The sequence below is a fragment of the Mycolicibacterium confluentis genome (assembly GCF_010729895.1).
GTDB classification, from domain to species: domain Bacteria; phylum Actinomycetota; class Actinomycetes; order Mycobacteriales; family Mycobacteriaceae; genus Mycobacterium; species Mycobacterium confluentis.
The window spans coordinates 156,966-175,556 of the sequence record NZ_AP022612.1 but is presented as its reverse complement, the minus strand read 5'-3'; the positions used below and the strand labels follow the sequence as shown (position 1 = coordinate 175,556).

General features: G+C 64.8%; 3 protein-coding genes (1 of these 3 cut by a window edge). All 3 read right to left on the bottom strand.

Annotated features, from left to right (window positions below):
- Tightly spaced (each overlapping or abutting the next), the 3 genes in view from G6N34_RS00735 to G6N34_RS00730 form a layout consistent with a single transcriptional unit that may run on beyond the window.
- A protein-coding gene (locus G6N34_RS00735; protein ID WP_163645282.1) for a non-ribosomal peptide synthetase crosses the window boundary here: on the bottom strand, positions 1 to 4,995 show its 5' end (the start). 8,949 nt of this gene lie to the left of the window's left edge; the window shows 4,995 of its 13,944 coding nt (coding positions 1–4,995); it begins with the start codon at positions 4,993 to 4,995; its stop codon lies off the left edge, out of view.
- Positions 4,985 to 8,764, bottom strand: a complete 3,780-nt coding sequence (locus G6N34_RS27830) for a condensation domain-containing protein (RefSeq protein WP_235680624.1) — start codon at positions 8,762 to 8,764, stop codon at positions 4,985 to 4,987. Before G6N34_RS27830 ends, G6N34_RS00735 begins: the two co-directional genes overlap by 11 nt.
- The gene (locus tag G6N34_RS00730) at positions 8,731 to 18,591 is read right to left on the bottom strand and encodes a non-ribosomal peptide synthetase (protein ID WP_268948629.1); all 9,861 of its coding nucleotides are present in this window, start codon (positions 18,589 to 18,591) and stop codon (positions 8,731 to 8,733) included. Before G6N34_RS00730 ends, G6N34_RS27830 begins: the two co-directional genes overlap by 34 nt.

Sequence of the window (18,591 nt, the reverse complement as noted above, 5' to 3'; positions counted from 1 at the left end):
GAGTGGTGGAAGGGCCTTGGGCCCCTCATCGATTCGAGGTGCCAGCTGCGCGATGGTCGGGGCATCAAACAGCGTGCGGACTGCAAGGTCGACGTTCAATCCGGTGCTCACTGCGGCGATCACCCGCATCGCCGAGAGGGAGTCGCCACCGAGGTCGAAGAAGGAGTCGTCGACGCCGACGCGGTCGAGGCCCAGCACGCCTTCGTAGATACCGGTCAGAATCTCCTCGGTGGGAGTGCTCGGGGCCCGGTATCGGTCGACATCGGCGTATTCCGGGGCGGGGAGCGCGCGCTTGTCGAGTTTGCCGTTCGGCGTCACAGGCAGTGCGGGCACCGTCAGCACTGCAGCCGGCACCATGTAGGCGGGCAACCGCGAACTCACTGCAGCGCGAGCCTGTATCGGATCCGCGGTGCCCACGACGTAGCCGACGAGACGCTTATCGCCCGGCCGGTCCTCGCGGGCGATCACGGCCGCCTGCACCACCCCGGGCAGATCCATCAGCGCTGATTGAATCTCGCCCAGCTCGATCCGGTAGCCGCGAATCTTGACCTGCTCATCAGTTCGACCCAGATACTGCAGCTGGCCGTCGACGCCCCAGCGGACGAGATCACCTGTCCGGTACATACGTGAGCCCGGGGCGCCGAAGGGGCACGCCATGAACCGTGAGGATGTCAGCCCTGGGCGCCGCAGGTAACCGACCCCGACCCCGCGGCCGGCCAGATACAGTTCACCGACCACTCCGGGCGGCACCTGGCGCAGCCACTGGTCCAGTACGAAGAATGCAGCTCCGGTGATGGGCGAGCCGATGGGCGGGGCACCGGACCCGGGCGCCAACGGCAGACTCTTGGATGCCCACATGGTGGTCTCTGTCGGTCCGTAGACGTTCACCATGACTCGTCCCGGTGCCCATCGATCCACCAGTTCGGGTGGGCACGGCTCAGCGCCGATCACCAATGCCGCCGATTCCAGCCGATCGGTGGAGAGCACCCCGGCCGCCGACGGCGTCTGGGTCAGCACGGTCACACGCCGACGGACCAGAAGGTCGTGGAAACTCTGCGGGGCGACCGCCACATCTTCAGGCACCACCACAAGGTGTCCACCGTGCAGCAGGGCACCCCAGATCTCCCACACAGAGAAGTCAAAGGCGTAGGAGTGGAACTGCGTCCACACCTGGTCCGGTGTGAGCTCCAGACCGATCTCCAGGGATTCGTAGAGTTGGATGACGTTGTAGTGCGTCACCGTGACGCCTTTGGGGACACCAGTGGTGCCTGATGTGTAGATGACGTGGGCGAGATCGTCGAACAAGGGCTCCGGCAGGCCTGTCTCCGGCCAGCGCGACATGTCGGGATCGTCGACATCGATGACGGTCAGGCCATACCCGTCGAACCTCGACCGCAGTCCGGCCCTGGTGATCGCGGCGATCGGCATCGCGTCCTCGAGCATAAACTTGATTCGCGCGTCGGGATGCAGGGGGTCGATGGGCAGGTAGGCCGCCCCAGACTTGAGCACTCCCAGGATCGCCACGATCGCTTCTGCGCACCGGGTGAACAGCAGTGCCACGCACTGTCCTGGTCCTGCGCCCTGGTCGATCAGCGCGTGCGCCAACCGATTTGACGCCTCGTCCAGGCCACGGTAGGTCATGACCCGGTCACCACAGCTGACGGCTGTGGCCTCTGGGGCCCGGGCCACCTGTTCGGCGAACACCCCCGGAACCGTCAACGGTGCAGTCGCCGGCAGATCCAGAACGGCTCGATTGCCGACCTCGTCCAGCCAGGACTGTTCGGTCTCGTCCAGCAGACCAACCGACGACAACACCTGCGAGGGATCAGCGGTCATCGCCGCCAGCACCCGCTGCAACCGATCAACCAGAGCCTCGATGCCGGCGGCGTCGAACACATCAGTGCGGAACTCCACAATCCCGCCGATACCGGCATCCTCACCGGAGGCAGTGAACCGCTCCTCCAATGAGAACGCCAAATCCATTCGTGCGGTGCGGGTATCGGCCGACAGCGGGTCGATCTTGAGCTCTCCGATGAGGGATTCGGCTGCAGGGTTCCCGGCGAAGTTCTGCCAGGCCAACATGACCTGGACCAGTGGGTGATGGGTCAGGCTGCGGGTCGGATTGAGCCGCTCCACCAACAACTCGAACGGCACATCCTGATGCTCGAACGCCGCCAGACTGCGCTGCCGGACCTGACCCAACAACTCGGCAACACTCGGATCACCCGACAGGTCCACCCGCAGCACCAACGTGTTGACGAAGAAGCCCACCAGATCATCGAGCGTCGGATCGTTGCGACCCGCGATCGCAAAGCCCACCGCCACATCGGTGCTCGCACTCAGATTGCCCAGCAGTACCGCGATGGCAGCCTGCACCACCATGAAGCTGGTCGCATTGTGCTCCCGCGCCACCCGCGCCACCTGCTGCTGCAACTGCGCCGGCCACGCCACCGCCACACTGGCACCCTGGTAGTCGGCCACCGCCGGATACGGTCGATCCGTCGGCAACTCCAGCCGCTCCGGCAGGCCCGCCAACGCCTGTTCCCAGTACGCCAGTTGCCCAGCGATCACGCTGTCGGAGTCAGACTCAACACCGAGCCACTCACGCTGCCACAACGTGTAATCGGCGTAATGCACCGGAAGCGGCATCCAATCCGGGGCACCCCCGCGGCACCGAGCCAGATAGGCGGCCCCAAGGTCACGCACCAGCGGAACAACCGACGCACCGTCGGCGGCGATGTGATGCAACACCGCCACCAACACGTACTCGTCGGTGCCCCGCCGGAACAACCTCGCCCGCACGGGGATCTCCACGGCCAGATCGAAGCAGTGCCGTATCTCAGCCTCCACGGCCTCGGCCAACCGCACAGCCGGCCACCCCTCGGCGTCCACCACCTGCCACCCGAAGCCTGCCCGCTCAGCCGGTACCACCACCTGTTCGGGCACTCCGTCGACCGCGGTGAACACCGTGCGCAGACTCTCGTGGCGCCCAACCACATCAGCCAGCGCCGCTCCGAGCGCCTCCACGTCCAACGCGCCGTTGATCCGATACGCGGTGGGCATGTTGTAGATCGGCGACGGACCATGCATCTGTTCCAGGAACCACAGTCGCTGCTGGGCATACGACAGCGGAATATGCTGCGGGCGAGGTTGTTCCGTCAACGGCTCACGCCCGACGAAGTCCTCAGCGAGGCGCGGCGCCAGTGCGGCGATGGTGGGTGCGTCGAAGAGGGCCCGTACGGCCAGTCCGGTGTCAAGCGTGGTGTTGATTGCAGCGATCAACCGCATCGCGGAGAGTGAGTCGCCACCGAGGTCGAAGAAGGAGTCATCGACGCCGACTTTGTCCAGTCCCAGGATGTTGGCGTAGATGCCGGCCAGGATCTCCTCCGTCGGATTCGACGGAGCCCGGTAGCGATCACTGGTGTCGCTGTACTCCGGGGCCGGCAGGGCTCGTTTGTCGAGCTTGCCGTTGACCGTCAACGGCAACACCTCAAGACGCACGATCGCGGCGGGAACCATGTAGGCGGGCAACCGCTCACCCAGTCTGCGGCGCAACTCCTCGGGATCCGCGGACCCGGTGATGTACCCCACCAGGCGCTTGTCGCCGGGACGGTCCTCCCGGGCGATCACCGCCGACTGCGCCACACCCTCCAACTGCGCCAAAACCGCCTGGATCTCACCCAACTCGATCCGATACCCACGGATCTTGACCTGCTCATCAGCCCGACCGTGATACCGCAACTGCCCATCAGCACCCCAGGACACCAAATCCCCGGTCCGATACATCCGAGCTCCCGTCGCGAATGGGCAGGCCACAAACCGCGACGCCGTCAACCCCGCCCGACGCACATAACCGACACCCACACCACGACCAGCCACATACAACTCACCGACCACACCCACCGCCACCGAATGCAACCGCGCATCCAGCACGAACAACGCCGCCCCCGGCACCGGGAACCCGATCGGCACCACACCCGAACCCGCCTGCAACGGAGCACTGATCGTGGCATACACCGTCGTCTCCGTCGGACCGTAACCATTGATCATCACCCGACCCGACGCCCACCGATCCACCACATCACCCGGGCACGGCTCAGCAGCAACCATCAACGACGCCGCTGCCAAACCCTCCGGAGACAGCACCCCCACCGCCGACGGCGTCTGACTGAGCACCGTCACCTTCTCCGCCACCAACAACGCCTGCAGTTCATCGGCAGACCGAGTCACCGAATCCGGAACCACCACCAACCGCCCACCATGGAGCAGCGCACCCCAGATCTCCCACACCGAATAGTCAAACGCCAACGACGAACACTGCGCCCACACCTGCCCCGGGCCCATCTCCACACCCACATCAAGCCCGTCGAACAACCGCGTCACATTGCCATGCGTGACCGCCACCCCCTTCGGCACACCCGTCGTCCCCGAGGTGTAAATGATGTGCGCAACATCCCCAGCCAGCGGTCCCACCGGCACCGGCTCGCACAACTGCGCGTCGACACGGCCGTCCTCCACATCGACCACCTGCACCCCACACCGGGCCACTCGGTCAGCCAGCCCAGCACTGCTCACCGCCACCACAGGCGCGGCATCAGCGAGCATGAACTCGACACGCACATCCGGCAGCCCCGGATCGATCGGCAGATACGCCGCGCCGGTCTTGAGCACCGCCAAGATCGCCACGATTGCGTGCGCCGACCGCCCCAACAGCAACGCCACACACTCACCGGGGATCGCTCCCATCTCAACCAGCAGGTGCGCCAACCGATTCGATGCCTCGTCCAACTCCAGGTAGGTCATCGAACTGTCCACGAAACTGACCGCCACCGACTGTGGAGCACGGGCCACCTGTTCGGCGAACATCTCGGGAATCGACACCTCGTCCGCGGGCTGGGTCAATACCGCCCGATGTCCGAACTCGTCGAGTTCGCTGAGTTCCTCCTCATCGAGGAGGTTCATCGACGACAACCGGCGGACCTGCTCAGCGGTCATGGTCGCCCTCCCCCTCGGCGGACAGCGCCACCAGCACCCGCCGTAGTCGCTCGGTCAGCCGTTCCACGGTTCTCGCGTCGAACACATCCGTACGAAACTCCACGGTTCCCCCAATCCCGGCGGGTGCGCCGGTCTCGTCGAACTGCTCGGCCAACGAGAACACCAGATCCATTCGCGAGGTGCGGGTTTCGGCCGACAGTGGGCTGATCTGCAAATCGCCCAGGCCCAAGCCCGCGGCAGAATCACCGCTGTGCTGCCAGGGCAGGTTCTGCCATGTCAGCATGGTCTGGATCAGTGGGTGGTGGGTGAGGCTGCGCGTAGGGTTGAGCCGTTCTACGACCATTTCGAATGGCACATCTTGATGCTCGAACGCCGCCAGACTGCGCCGCCGCACCTGACCCAGCAACTCCGCCACAGAGGGGTCGTCGTCCAGGTTCACCCGCAACACCAACGTGTTGACGAAAAAGCCCACCAGATCATCAAGTGCCGCTTCACCTCGCCCGGCGGTCGCGACGCCGATCGCCACATCGGTGCTCGCGCTGAGATTGCCCAACAGCACCGCCAGTGCGGCCTGCACCACCATGGAACTGGTCGCATTGTGCTCCCGCGCCACCCGCGTCACCTGCTGCTGCAACTGCGCCGGCCACGCCACCGCCACACTGGCACCCCGATAATCGGCCACCGGCGGGTAAGGCCGATCCGTGGGCAACTCCAAACGCTCCGGCAGCCCCGCCAACTCCTGCTCCCAATAGGACAGCTGCCGCGTGATCACACTGTCGGGGTCAGACTCCTCGCCCAACCACTCCCTCTGCCACAGCGAGTAATCCACGTACTGCACCGGCAACGGCGCCCAGTCCGGCATCCGATCACTGGATCGAGCCGCATATGCCGCACCCAGGTCAGCCACCAACGGCGCCACCGACCAACCATCGGCCGCGATGTGGTGCACCACCGCCACCAACACATGCTCATCGATGCCGGTGTGCAGCAGGGTTGCCCGCAAGGGGATCTCAGACGAGAGATCAAAACTGTGACAGGTCGCCGCCCCGACGGCTTCGTGAAGCTGCTCGACCGACCAACCCCCCGCCTCCACGACCCGCCATCCGAAATCCGCCTCATCGACCGGCAGCACCACCTGTTCGGCAACGCCCTCGACTGAGCCGAACACCGTGCGCAGGCTCTCATGACGACCCACCACATCAGCCAGGGCCAGACCCAACGCGTCAGTGTCCAATGGTCCACTCAACCTCAACGCGACCGCCATGTTGTAGATCGGCGACGGGCCCTGCAATTGATCCAGGAACCACAACCGCTGCTGGGCGAACGACAACGGAATATGCGCGGGTCGCGGCATCACCTGCAGCGGCGGGCGGACCACACCTGCCTGATTCAGGTCGAGGTGCACGGCCAACCCTCCGACCGTCGGCGCATCGAACAGGTACCGCACCGGAACCTCCACGCCCAACGCGGCCTGCAACCGCGCACTCACCCGGATCGCGATCAACGAATCGCCGCCCAGGGCGAAGAAGTCATCGTCCAGACCGACCCGGTCAAGCCCGAGCACCTCGGTGAACGCCTCGGCGATGGTCTTCTCAGTCAGGGTTTGCGGCGCCCGAAACACCTTGGCAACCAACACCGGCGCGGGCAGCGCCCGTCGATCAATCTTGCCCGAAGAGCTCAACGGGAACTCATCGAGCACCATGATGTGCGTCGGGACCATATAGTCCGGCAACCGCTCAGCCAGCCACTGCCGCAACTCGCTGAGCTTGCTGTTGGTGTCCGGCGCGCTGGCACAGGCACCGCGTTGCCGCAGATCGGCCTGAGGCAGATAGACATCGCTCAGCACACGATCCGATCCCAGCACGCCAGGAGCAATGAAGACCGCGTCCACAGTGCCGGGACGAGCACCCCACGTGACCGCGACCCGATAACCCGCACCCTCACCGAGTAGATACAACTGTTCGGCCGTGACGGCGTCCGTCCCGGCGAAAGCGATGTCGCGGGCTTCAGCGACCGACAGTCCATCGACCAGGGACTGATCGGGAGTGACGGCGTCCGTCCTGGCGAAAGCGATGTCGCGGGCTTCAGCGACCGACAGTCCATCGACCAGGGACTGTTCGGGCGTGACGGCGTCCGTCCTGGCGAAAGCGATGTCGCGGGCTTCAGCGACCGACAGTCCCTCGACCAGGGACTGATCGAGGCTGACCTCGGTGATCACTGCATAATGCGGGATCCCGGTGACGCGGACGACCTCGGGGCTCTGGGAGGACAACTCGGCGTAGAGCCCTTCAAGGCCGGCACATTCGGCCCACTCCAGCACCGGTGCACCCCCCACCGAACACACCGGCGTGGGTGACTTGTGAATCGTCACGTCGTAGCGGTAGCGAGTCAACTCGTTGTCGGCCTGCCCGCGCTTGACCTGAATGTCGATCCCCCCGACCTCGGTGTGCTCACCGACCCAGGTCGTGAAGAACTCCGGAGCCAGCAACAACTCGGGTTCACCAAGCATCGCGTGCTGCACCCGCTGCCGGACCTCATCGGCATCAGCACTGTCGGCGCGAGCCAGTGCGATACCGGTCTGAAATGCCGACTGCAGACTGTGATTGCGCACATCCCCGACGAACAGCGCCCCACCAGGAGCCAACAGACCGACAGCTTTGTCGATCACCTCGGTCAGATAATCGGCGCTCGGGAAGTACTGCACCACCGAGTTGAGGATGATGGTGTCGAAGTACCCCGGGGCCAACCCATCCGTGACATGCGCCGGTTGGGTCTGCAACCGCACTCGGTCGCCCCAGGGCTGCCCGGCCACAGCTGCCCGCAGTTTGTGAATCGTCGGCGCCGAGAAGTCCGTACCCCAGTACTCCGCACATCCAGGAGCCACCTGAGCCAGCACCAAACCCGAGCCCACACCGATCTCGAGCACCCGCTGCGGACCCAGCTCCACAATCCGCTGCACAGCGCAGGAACGCCATTCCTGCATCTGCGGCAACGGAATCGGCTCACCGGTGTAACTGCTGTTCCACCCGCGGAAATCGCTGCCGAACTCCGCAGCGTCGTCGAGCTCAGCGTCATACAACTCGTCATAGATCTGCTGCCACTGATCAACGGCCTCAGCCTCATGATCAGCCGTACTGGAGCGATCCAACGCCACATAGCCCACCAGATGATCAGCAGCCTCACCCCGGTGCACCGCCACCGCAGCCCGTGCCACCTGCGGGCAGGCCAACAGGACGTTCTCGATCTCCCCCAACTCCAGCCGCTGTCCCCGCAGCTTGATCTGGGCATCCGCACGCCCCAAATACTCCAGGCCACCCACCGAAGTCCACCGCACCAGATCACCCGTGCGATACATCCGCGCGCACGAATCCCCAAAGGGATTGGCCACAAACCGATCCGCAGTCAGATCCGGACGTCCCACATACCCCCGCGCCACCCCAGGACCAGCCAGATACAACTCACCGACCACCCCCACCGGCACCGGATTGAGCCGCCCATCAAGCACCAGCGCAGTGACGCCAGCGATCGGAACACCGATCCCCACCGCCTCACCAGCCACCAACGCACTCCAGGTGACCCAGATCGTCGCCTCGGTCGGACCATACGCATTGAACATCGCCCGACCCGGCGCCCAGGCCGCCACCAACTCCGCGGGACAGGCCTCACCGCCGGTGACCAACGTCGACAACCGGCCCACCAACCGGTCCCGATCCAACGTCGCCAACACCGTCGGAGTCAACAACGCCGCATCCACCCGCTGCTGCTCCACCAACCCGTCAACGCCTCACCGGCATACGAATCCGGCGCCGCCACCACCAACGTCGCCCCAGACGCCGTCGCCCACAACCACTCAAACACCGAAGCATCGAACGTCGGGGAAGCCACCATCAGGATCCGCGCACCCGCACCCACCCCAAACACACCACGATGAGCAGCCGCCTCACCCAACACACCAGCATGGCTGACCGCCACTCCCTTCGGAGTCCCAGTCGAACCCGACGTGAAGATCACATACGCAGCACCATCAACCATCAACGGCGCCAACCGATCACCATCAGTGACCCGTTCGGCGCTGCACCCCGAAAGATCCAACTCATCAATGCGCATCACCGGACGATCCCCGGCGCCACCAACCACCTCAACCCCACACGTCAACACACACACCGCCCCGGCGGCATCAAGCACCGTCGCGACGCGTTCGGCCGGATGCCCCCGATCCACCGGCACATACACCCCACCAGCCTTGAGCACCGCCCACCACGCCAACACCAACTCCGCACACCGATCCATCGCCACCGCAACCGCTCGCTCCGGACCCACCCCCTCCTCGATCAATCGGCGAGCAAGCCGGTTCGATGCCTCATCAAGGTCGCGATACGTCCACGATCGATCACCGTCGACCAGGGCCAGCGCATCCGGCGCAGCAGCCACCGCACCGGCCAACAACTCATCCGCGAGACCCACCGGCGCAGCAACATCCGCACCAGACCATCTCTGCAGCACCAGTTCCCGCTCACCGGCCGCAAGCAGCTCCACCTCACCGACCCGCACCGACGGATCAGCCACCACCGCCGAGACCACACGACCAAACCATCCCACCAACCGCTCAACCGTCGACCGATCGAACAGGTCCGTCGCATAGGTCACCACACCAGCACACATCGGCACACCAATCGCCGTCGACTCTTCGGCAGGAACCTCCCTCAGCTGGATGTCGAGATCGAACTTGGCGGTGCGGGTGCCCACCGCCACCGATTCGACACCCGCCCCGTCAAGCACCATCTCCGGACGCACATTGTTCTGATAGACCATCGCGACCTGGAACAGCGGGTGATGAGAGGCCGAACGCGCCGGATTCAACCGCTCAACAAGCATTTCAAACGGCACATCCTGATTCGCATAAGCCTCTAATGCCTTGTGCCGCACCTGATCAAGCACCTCACTGAAACTCTGCTGAGGGCCAATCCCCACCCGCAGCACCCACGTGTTGACAAAGAACCCGACCAACTCATCGAGTGCGACGTCCGCCCGCCCCGCGATCGGGGCACCCAGCGCCAAATCGTCACCGACACCAGCGCGGTGCAGCACCACAGCCATCACGGCCTGCAGAACCATCGACGCCGTCGCATTATGCTCAGCGGCCACCACTTTGAGTGCTGACCAAGTCTGGGGATCGATCCGGATCTCCACCTCGTCACCGCGGTACCTGGGCACCGGGGGCCGCGGACGATCCGTCGGCAGCGACACCACCTCAGGCAGACCAGCCAACTCCTGCCGCCAATACGCCAACTGTGCGGCGATCACACTGTCCGGATCATCTTCGGATCCCAGCCAATCCTGCTGCCACAGCGTGTAATCGACATACTGCACGGGCAGTGGAGCCCAATCGGGAGCGCCGACCGCGCACCGTGCAGCGTAAGCCTGACTGACATCACGCACCATGGGTGCCAGCGACCATCCGTCAAACGCGATGTGGTGCACCGCAATCCCCACCACATACTGTTCGGTGTCCACCTGCATGATCTTCACCCAGATCGGAATCTCGGCCGACAGATCAAATCTGTACCCAACCAGCGCCAACAGTTGAGCTTCGACATCGGCCTCCGGCACAGACGTCACCGCCGCCCCTCCGCGTCGCCACATCCCTGGTTGCGCAGGCAGCACCCGTTGCAGCGCCGCCCCGTCCGCGTCGGGGAACACGGTGCGCAGTGACTCGTGCCGGGCGATCACATCGTCGAGCGCGGTATCCAGCGCGTCGATGTCCAACGGCCCACTGATCCGCAACGCGATCGGGATGTTGTAAGTGGCCACACCGCCCTCGAACCGATTGAGGAACCACAGCCGCTGCTGCGCGAACGACAACGGGATGCGCTCTGGGCGCTGCTGAACTGACAGTGGGGGACGTCCACCAGACCCTTCCCCGAGTCGGGGTGCCAGCTGAGCCACCGTCGGAGCTTCGAACAGAGTGCGCACAGCCAAGTCGGCGGCCATTCCGCTGTTGATCGCGGCGATGAGGCGCATGGCGGACAGGGAGTCTCCGCCGAGGTCGAAGAAGGAGTCGTCGACGCCGACTTTGTCCAGTCCCAGGATGTTGGCGTAGATGCCGGCCAGGATCTCCTCCGTCGGATTCGACGGAGCCCGGTAACGGTCGGTGTCGACGTACTCCGGGACCGGCAACGCCCGCCTGTCGAGTTTGCCGCTCACCGTCAACGGCAAAGCCTCGAGCACAACCACCGCCGCCGGCACCATGTATGCCGGCAGCCCATCCGCGAGCCGGCTGCGCACCTGCGTCGGATCCGCGGGGCCGGTGATATACCCGACCAGGCGCTTGTCGCCGGGACGGTCCTCCCGAACGATCACCACCGCATGCTCCACACCCTCGAGTTTCAGCAGAGCCGTTTGGATTTCGCCGAGCTCAAGGCGGTAACCACGGATCTTGACCTGCTCATCAGCACGCCCGTGGTATCGCAGCTGCCCGTCAGCACCCCAGGACACGACGTCCCCGGTGCGATACATCCGTGCTCCCGGCGCGAATGGGCAGGCCACGAACCGTGCTGCGGTCAAACCCGCCCGACGCAGATAGCCGACTCCGACTCCGGGGCCGGCCACATACAACTCACCGACCACCCCGGCCGGAGCCGGACGCAGCCACTGATCGAGTACGAACAACGCCGCCGTCGGCACCGCCGCGCCGATCGGCACCACTTCGAGGCCCGCCCGCAGCGGGGCACTGATTGCGGCATACACCGTGGCCTCAGTCGGGCCATAGGCATTCATCACCACGCGGCCAGCCGCCCACCGATCGACCAGTTCCGGCGGACACGGTTCACCACCGAGCAGCAGAGCCACGTCTCCCAGCTCATCCGGCGAGAGCGCTGCCGCCGCCGAGGGAGTCTGCGTCAATACGTTGATCCGCTCCTCAACGATCAGAGCCTGAAGATCCTTCGGCGAGGCCGCCACCTCTTCGGGCACCACCACCAGGCGCCCACCACCGAGCAGCGCTGCCCAGATCTCCCACACCGAGAAGTCAAACGCATACGAATGGCACTGCGTCCACACCTGATCCAGAGGCAGGCCTGGCGGCATCGACGCCGCGAGATGCACCAGGTTGCGGTGACTGATCGCCACCCCCTTCGGAACACCCGTCGTGCCCGAGGTGTAGATCAGATACGCGATCTCGTCGGCAGTCGTCAGGTCCACCGCCGGTGCAGTGTCGGACTGGCGGTCGATGCGGGGATCACCCGCATCGACCACCAGCACCCCGTACTGGGCCAGCCTGTCGGCCAACCCAGTACTGCTCACCGCCACAGCGGGGGCAGCGTCGATGAGCATGAACTCAACCCGGGTATCCGGCAACGCCGGGTCGATACCCAGATAGCCCGCCCCGGTCTTGAGGACCGCCAGCATCGCGACGATCGCCTCAGGACACCGGTTGAACAGCAATGCCACATACTGGCCGGGTCCAGCACCCTGCTCGATCAACAGGTGCGCCAACCGGTTCGACGCCTGATCCAACTCTCGATAAGTGCATGACCGACCTGCGAAGCTGATCGCAACTGCATCCGGTGCACACGCCACACGCTGCGCGAACAAGCCCGGAACCAACTGGTCCGCGACCGTCTGAGTCAAGATCTCCCGGTTCCCGACCTGATCCAGCCATGACTGCTCGCTGGCGTCGAGCGCGCTCACCGTGGACAGCGCCCGCGACGGGTCGGCAGTCATGGCCCCCAACACCCGGTCCAAGCGCTCGACCAGCATCTCGATGCTGCCCGGATCGAACACATCGGTGCGGAACTCGACCATTCCACCGATTCCGGCATATTCACCGGATGCGGTGAACCGCTCCTCCAATGAGAACGCCAAATCCATTCGCGCGGTGTGGGTGTCTGCTGAAAGCGGTCGCGCCTCGACATCGCCGAGTCTCAAAGCGTCGGCAGCGTCGACACCGCGTTGCCATGTCAGCATGACTTGGACAAGCGGATGGTGGGTCAGGCTGCGGGTTGGATTGAGCCGCTCCACCAACAACTCGAACGGCACATCCTGATGCTCGAATGCCGCCAGACTGCGCTGCCGGACCTGACCCAACAACTCGGCAATACTCGGATCACCCGACAGGTCCACCCGCAGCACCAACGTGTTGACGAAGAAGCCCACCAGATCATCGAGCGCCGGATCATTGCGACCCGCGATCGCAAAGCCCACCGCCACATCGGTGCTCGCACTCAGATTGCCCAGCAGTACCGCGATGGCAGCCTGCACCACCATGAAGCTGGTCGCATTGTGCTCCCGCGCGACCCGCGCCACCTGCTGCTGCAACTGCGCCGGCCACGCCACCGCCACACTGGCACCCTGGTAGTCGGCGACAGCCGGATACGGTCGATCCGTCGGCAACTCCAGCCGCTCCGGCAGGCCCGCCAATACCTGCTCCCAGTACGCCAACTGCCCAGTGACCTCACTGTCGGAGTCAGACTCAACACCGAGCCAATCACGCTGCCACAACGTGTAATCGACGTACTGCACGGGCAGCGGCATCCAATCCGGGGCGCCACCACCACACCGAGCGGTGTACGCCACGCTCAGGTCACGCACCAGCGGTGCAACCGAGACGCCATCCGCGGCGATATGGTGCACCACCGCCACCAACACATGCTCGTCCTCACCGACGCGGAACAACCTCGCCCGCACGGGGATCTCTACGGCCAGATCGAAGCAGTGCCGTATCTCAGCCTCCACGGCCTCGGTCACCCGCTGAACCGACCACCCCTTGGCATCGACAACCTGCCACCCGAAATCTGCTCGCTCAGTGGGCAACACCACCTGTTCAGGAACACCATCAGGCGCCGAGAACACCGTGCGCAGACTCTCGTGACGCCCAACCACATCCGCGAACGCACACCCCAGGGAATCGGTATCCAGGTTGCCAGCCAACTGGAGAGCCACGGCCATGTTGTAGATGGGTGACGGTCCCTGAATCTGTTCCAGGAACCACAGTCTCTGCTGGGCATACGACAGCGGAATATGCTGCGGGCGCGGCTGTTCCGTCAACGGATCACGCCCGAAGAAATCCTCACCGATGCGCGGAGCGAGCTGGGCGACGGTGGGCGCGTCGAACAGCGTGCGCACGGCCAGTCCGGTGTCAAGCGTGGTGTTGATCGCAGCGACCAATCGCATCGCGGAGAGCGAGTCGCCGCCGAGGTCGAAGAAGGAGTCGTCCGCGCCGACGAGGTCCAGATCGAGGATCCGGGCGTAGATGCCGGCCAGGATCTCCTCAGTCGGATTCGACGGGGCCCGGTAGCGGTCGGTGTCGGTGTACTCCGGGGCCGGCAGGGCTCGTTTGTCGAGCTTGCCGTTGACCGTCAACGGCAGGACTTCGAGGACCACGACCGCCGACGGCACCATATACGCGGGAAGGCGCTCGGCAAGCCGATGACGCAACAGGGCCGGATCGGCACCACCCACGACGTACCCGACCAGACGTTTGTCACCGGGACGGTCCTCTCGGGCGATCACCACAGCCTGATCCACGCCGTCGAGATCAGCCAGCGCCGACTGGATCTCCCCCAACTCGATCCGATACCCGCGGACCTTGACCTGTTCGTCCGCGCGGCCCAGATACTGCAACTGCCCGTCAGCGCCCCAGCGCACCAGATCCCCAGTCCGGTACATCCGAGACCCCACACCACCGAACGGACACGCCACAAACCGCGACCCGGTCAACCCCGCCCGACGTAGATAGCCCAACCCGACACCGCGGCCAGCCACATACAACTCACCGACCACCCCGATCGGCACCTGGTGCAGACGAGAATTCAGCACGAACAACGCCGCTCCGGCAACTGGGACACCGATCGGCACCACCGATGATCCCGGCTCCAACGGCGCACTGATGGCCGCGTACACCGTGGTCTCGGTCGGACCGTAGGCGTTGACCATCATCCGACCCGAGTCCGCCCACCGAGCCACCACCTCCGGCGGGCACGCCTCACCGGCCACGACCGACACCGTCGATTCCAACCCGTCAGCAGACAGCATCGCCAGCGCCGACGGCGTCTGACTGAGCACATCGACGCCCTCGGCGACCAACAGTGCATGCAGCTGATCCGGTGACGCCGCAACCTCCTCAGGGACCACCAACACCTGGCCGCCATGCAGCAGCGCACCGAAGATGTCCCACACCGACACGTCGAACACATACGAATGCCACTGCGAACGCATCTGATTCGGTCCCACCAGCGACGGATCCACCGAGGTGATCAACTGCGTAACGTTGCCGTGCGTGATCGCCACCCCCTTCGGCACACCCGTGGTCCCGGAGGTGTAGATCAGATAGGCGATATCGTCGGCGGACGGCATCGGCAGCGCAGCGACGGGGAACGTGCCGATGCGCCGATCCGCGACGTTGACCACCGGCACAGTCGACGCGGTCAATCGAGGCGCCAACCCCGCAGTGCTGACCGCCACCACCGGTGAGGCATCGGCGAGCATGAACCCCACCCGCGCATCGGGCAACGCCGGATCAATCGGCACATACGCCGCGCCCGATTTGAGCACCGCAAGAATCGACACGATCGCCTCAGCACATCGCGGAAACAGCAGTGCCACAAACTGGCCGGGGCCGGCGCCATAAGAAGTCAGCAGGCGCGCCAATCGGTTCGACGATTCATCCAACTCTCGATACGTCCATGACCGACCGCCACACGACAACGCCACCGAATCCGGAGAACACGCGACTTGCTGCACGAACAACTCCGGCAACGTCGCGGCCACCGATGAGCGTGCCAACACTGACCGATTGCCGACCTCATTCAGACGCGCGCGCTCGGCCCCGTCAATGACATCCACCGCCGACACCGGCTGAGCCGGATCAGCAGACATCGCCGCCAGCACCCGCTCCAACCGCCCAACCAGCACCTCAACACTGGCCGCATCGAACACGTCAGTGCGAAACTCCACCGACCCACCGATCCCGGCAGGCAAACCGGCTTCGTTGAACCGCTCTCCGAGAGTGAACACCAGATCCATACGAGCAGATAGTGTTTCGGCCGCGAGGGGATCAGCCTGCACGTCACCCAGAGTGAGTCCAGCGGCCGTGCCAGCGCCACCCCAGGACAGGTTCTGCCATGTCAGCATGGTCTGGATCAGTGGGTGGTGGGTGAGGCTGCGCGTAGGGTTGAGCCGTTCTACGACCATTTCGAATGGCACATCTTGATGCTCGAACGCCGCCAGACTGCGCCGCCGCACCTGACCCAGCAACTCCGCCACAGAGGGGTCGTCGTCCAGGTTCACCCGCAACACCAGCGTGTTGACGAAAAAGCCCACCAGATCATCAAGTGCCGCTTCACCTCGCCCGGCGGTCGCGACGCCGATCGCCACATCGGTGCTCGCGCTGAGATTGCCCAACAGCACCGCCAGTGCGGCCTGCACCACCATGGAACTGGTCGCATTGTGCTCCCGCGCCACCCGCGTCACCTGCTGCTGCAACTGCGCCGGCCACGCCACCGCCACACTGGCACCCTGGTAGTCGGCCACCTGTGGGTAGGGCCGATCCGTGGGCAACTCCAAACGCTCCGGCAGCCCCGCCAACTCCTGCTCCCAATAGGACAGCTGCCGCGTGATCACACTGTCGGGGTCAGACTCCTCGCCCAACCACTCCCTCTGCCACAGCGAGTAATCCACGTACTGCACCGGCAACGGCGCCCAGTCCGGCATCCGATCACTGGATCGAGCCGCATATGCCGCACCCAGGTCAGCCACCAACGGCGCCACCGACCAACCATCGGCTGCGATGTGGTGCACCACCGCCACCAACACATGCTCATCGATGCCGGTGTGCAGCAGGGTTGCCCGCAAGGGGATCTCAGACGAGAGATCAAAACTGTGACAGGTCGCCGCCCCGACGGCTTCGTGAAGCTGCTCGACCGACCAGCCCCCCGCCTCCACGACCCGCCATCCGAAATCCGCCTCATCGACCGGCAGCACCACCTGTTCGGCAACGCCCTCGACTGAGCCGAACACCGTGCGCAGGCTCTCATGACGACCCACCACATCAGCCAGGGCCAGACCCAACGCGTCAGTGTCCAATGGTCCACTCAACCTCAACGCGACCGCCATGTTGTAGATCGGCGACGGGCCCTGCAATTGATCCAGGAACCACAACCGCTGCTGGGCGAACGACAACGGAATATGCGCGGGTCGCGGCATCACCTGCAGCGGCGGGCGGACCACACCTGCCTGATTCAGGTCGAGGTGCACGGCCAACCCTCCGACCGTCGGCGCATCGAACAGGTACCGCACCGGAACCTCCACGCCCAACGCGGCCTGCAACCGCGCACTCACCCGGATCGCGATCAACGAATCGCCGCCCAGGGCGAAGAAGTCATCGTCCAGACCGACCCGGTCAAGCCCGAGCACCTCGGTGAACGCCTCGGCGATGGTCTTCTCAGTCAGGGTTTGCGGCGCCCGAAACACCTTGGCAACCAACACCGGCGCGGGCAGCGCCCGTCGATCAATCTTGCCCGAAGAGCTCAACGGGAACTCATCGAGCACCATGATGTGCGTCGGGACCATATAGTCCGGCAACCGCTCAGCCAGCCACTGCCGCAACTCGCTGAGCTTGCTGTTGGTGTCCGGCGCGCTGGCACAGGCACCGCGTTGCCGCAGATCGGCCTGAGGCAGATAGACATCGCTCAGCACACGATCCGATCCCAGCACGCCAGGAGCAATGAAGACCGCGTCCACAGTGCCGGGACGAGCACCCCACGTGACCGCGACCCGATAACCCGCACCCTCACCGAGTAGATACAACTGTTCGGGCGTGACGGCGTCCGTCCCGGCGAAAGCGATGTCGCGGGCTTCAGCGACCGACAGTCCATCGACCAGGGACTGATCGGGAGTGACGGCGTCCGTCCTGGCGAAAGCGATGTCGCGGGCTTCAGCGACCGACAGTCCATCGACCAGGGACTGTTCGGGCGTGACGGCGTCCGTCCTGGCGAAAGCGATGTCGCGGGCTTCAGCGACCGACAGTCCCTCGACCAGGGACTGATCGAGGCTGACCTCGGTGATCACTGCATAATGCGGGATCCCGGTGACGCGGACGACCTCGGGGCTCTGGGAGGACAACTCGGCGTAGAGCCCTTCAAGGCCGGCACATTCGGCCCACTCCAGCACCGGTGCACCCCCCACCGAACACACCGGCGTGGGTGACTTGTGAATCGTCACGTCGTAGCGGTAGCGAGTCAACTCGTTGTCGGCCTGCCCGCGCTTGACCTGAATGTCGATCCCCCCGACCTCGGTGTGCTCACCGACCCAGGTCGTGAAGAACTCCGGAGCCAGCAACAACTCGGGTTCACCAAGCATCGCGTGCTGCACCCGCTGCCGGACCTCATCGGCATCAGCACTGTCGGCGCGAGCCAGTGCGATACCGGTCTGAAATGCCGACTGCAGACTGTGATTGCGCACATCCCCGACGAACAGCGCCCCACCAGGAGCCAACAGACCGACAGCTTTGTCGATCACCTCGGTCAGATAATCGGCGCTCGGGAAGTACTGCACCACCGAGTTGAGGATGATGGTGTCGAAGTACCCGGGCCAACCCAT